This is a genomic window from Salinibacterium sp. (assembly GCF_031364185.1).
Lineage (GTDB): Bacteria > Actinomycetota > Actinomycetes > Actinomycetales > Microbacteriaceae > Rhodoglobus.
In genome coordinates this window covers 1-2,411 of the sequence record NZ_JANLVV010000290.1, presented here as the reverse complement: position 1 = coordinate 2,411, position 2,411 = coordinate 1, and the positions used below count along the sequence as shown (strand labels likewise).

General features: G+C 67.5%; 2 protein-coding genes. One reads left to right on the top strand and one right to left on the bottom strand.

Annotation, left to right across the window (positions count from 1 at the left end):
• Positions 1-201 precede the first annotated feature (201 nt).
• On the bottom strand, positions 202-1,155 hold the full coding sequence (locus tag RMN95_RS12770) for a YihY/virulence factor BrkB family protein (RefSeq protein WP_309617288.1): 954 nt from the start codon (positions 1,153-1,155) through the stop codon (positions 202-204).
• A gap of 98 nt (positions 1,156-1,253) precedes the next feature.
• On the opposite strand from RMN95_RS12770, the gene RMN95_RS12765 reads away from it, so the two are divergent.
• A partial coding sequence (locus tag RMN95_RS12765; RefSeq protein ID WP_309617289.1) for a putative PEP-binding protein occupies positions 1,254-2,411 on the top strand: 1,158 nt, incomplete at its 3' end.

Below are 2,411 nucleotides of genomic sequence, written 5' to 3'. Positions count from 1 at the left end.
CATACTACGCCTCGCACCCCGAACGATTCCGAGCTCGACCGGCCACACCCGCACCCGCTGATATCGTCAGCATCAACCGACCCGAGCAACCGGAAAACGAAAAACCGCTCGAACGACTCCACGCAGCTTGACATCGCCCGTCTCGACGAGAGTCGCGGACATGGACAACCGGCGCGTGACCCGCCCCCCGCGCAGCCCCGACTACAGCGCCGTCGCCGTGTCGCTGGGTGTGACGTCGGTCTTGCGACCCCTCTGCCGGGTGCCGGTCAGGTTGATGCCCCTGTCGTCGGCGCTGACCGAGATCCACGAGGCGGCGATCAGGATGACCTGGCAGATCAGGTTGAACCAGACGAGCAGGCCGATGATCACCGCAAAGGAGGCGAGCAGCGGGTTTTTGGTGGCACCGCCCAGCAGGCTGCTTCCCAGTGCCTTGAGCACCCCGAGCGCGATCGCCCCGATGATGGTGCCCTGGGCCAGCTGGCGGAACGGGATCTGGATGCCGGACACCACCCGGTAGAACAGCCCCAGTACGACGACGTCCAGCAGCAGGGTGATCCCTAGCCCGGCAGCGCGCGCGGCTACCGCGGCGGCATCTGACATCGCGTCGACTCCGAACCACCCGAACACGGTAGAGAGCGCCGCCGTGCTGAACACGCTCAGTGCGGCCGAGACGATCAGTGCAATGCCGAATCCGACCGCGAGGCCGAGGTCTTTGACTTTCAGCAGTAGAAAGTTGGTGGGGGCCGGCGGGAGGTTGAAGATTCCACGGACGGCGTCGCGACCGGACGCGAGCCAGCCGAGTGCCGTGAACAGCAGGCCCACCGCGGCGATCGCGCCCGTCCAGGTGAGCACTCCGGAGGAGAAAAGATCGTCGGGGTCGATGGCGCCAGCGCCGCCGTTTCCGCCGATCAGGCCGGGAACGTTGGTGCGCAGCAGCCCCAGGAAGGCCTGCTCGAACTCCGGATTCGACCTGATCACGAACCCTGCGATGGCGAAGCTGACCCAGATGGCGGCGAACACCGCAAAGATGGCCTGGAACGAGAGCCCCGCGGCCAGCAGCGGCCCGTTATGCGCCGTGTAGTGCAGGTAGACCCGCACGGGTTTGAGTTTCATTACCCGCGCGGTGATCGCGGTCACCCGATCCATCAACGCCATCCCCCCACCCTAGCTAGGCTGGCACTGGTGGGCCGGCACGCGCGTCCCGTCCCCGATGAGCGTCAAACTCGATGAGTGTCGATGGAGAGGACCAGCGGATGGAACTGCACGGTGTGGGAGTCGGCCGCGGAATCGCTGTGGGGCCGATCCTGAGGATGCCCGATCCGCTACCAGAGCCGAGCGAGTCGAGTCACGCCGGTGACGCGGCCGCCGAGTATGCAACGGTGCAGGAGTCGCTCGCTGCAGTCGCGGGCGAACTGGCGGCGAAGGGCGCGAAGGCCGGCGGTGAGGCGCAGGCGGTGCTGGAGGCCGCATCCATGATGGCCCAGGATCCCACCCTCACCGACGACGTCAAGGAGCGCATCGAGGCCGGTACCTCCGGCGAGCGGGCGGTCTTCGAGGCCTTCGCCGCGTTTCAGCAGATCCTGGTCGGCATGGGCGGGTACATGGCCGAGCGAGCCACCGACCTCGGTGACGTCTCACAGCGCATCATCGCGCACCTGCGCGGGGTGCCGGCACCGGGTGTTCCGACCAGCGACGCCCCGTTCATCCTGATCGCCCCCGATCTTGCCCCCGCAGACACGGCGCTCCTCGATCTCGATAAGGTGCTCGGCCTCATCACCCGCGACGGTGGCCCGACCAGCCACACCGCGATCCTGGCCCGGTCGAAGTCGATCCCCGCGATCGTCGGCGTCACCGGTGCGCTGGAGATTGCCGACGGCACGATCGTGATTCTGGATGCCGCGGCCGGCCTCGTGACGACCGACCCCGCCGAGGCGGCTGTCGCCGACGCCCACTCCCGAGTAGCGGCCCGCGCCGCCGCATCCACCATCCCCCTCGTCGACGGAGCCCTCGCGGATGGCACGAAGATCCCCCTGCTGGCCAATGTCGGCTCGCCGAAGGATGCACCGGAGGCGGTTGAACTCGGAGCCGAGGGAGTCGGGCTATTCCGCACCGAGTTTCTGTTTCTCGAATCGAAGACCGCGCCGACCGTCGCGGACCAGCAGGCAAAGTACACCGAGCTGCTGTCGTTCTTCCCGGGGAAGAAGGTGGTGGTGCGGGCCCTCGATGCCGGTGCCGATAAGCCGCTCGCGTTCCTGAACGCCGCGCACGAGGAAAACCCGGCGTTGGGGCTGCGGGGTCTCAGGGCACTGCGAGCGAGCGAGCAGATCCTGCTCGACCAGCTCACCGCGTTGAAGGCAGCGCAGGATGTCACGGAGGCCGAACTCTGGGTCATGGCTCCCATGGTCGCCGAC

Coding starts and splice junctions, on each gene's coding strand:
- RMN95_RS12770 (WP_309617288.1), bottom strand. CDS start 1,155: ATGGCGTTGATGGATCGGGTGACCGCGATCACCGCGCGGGTAATGAAA.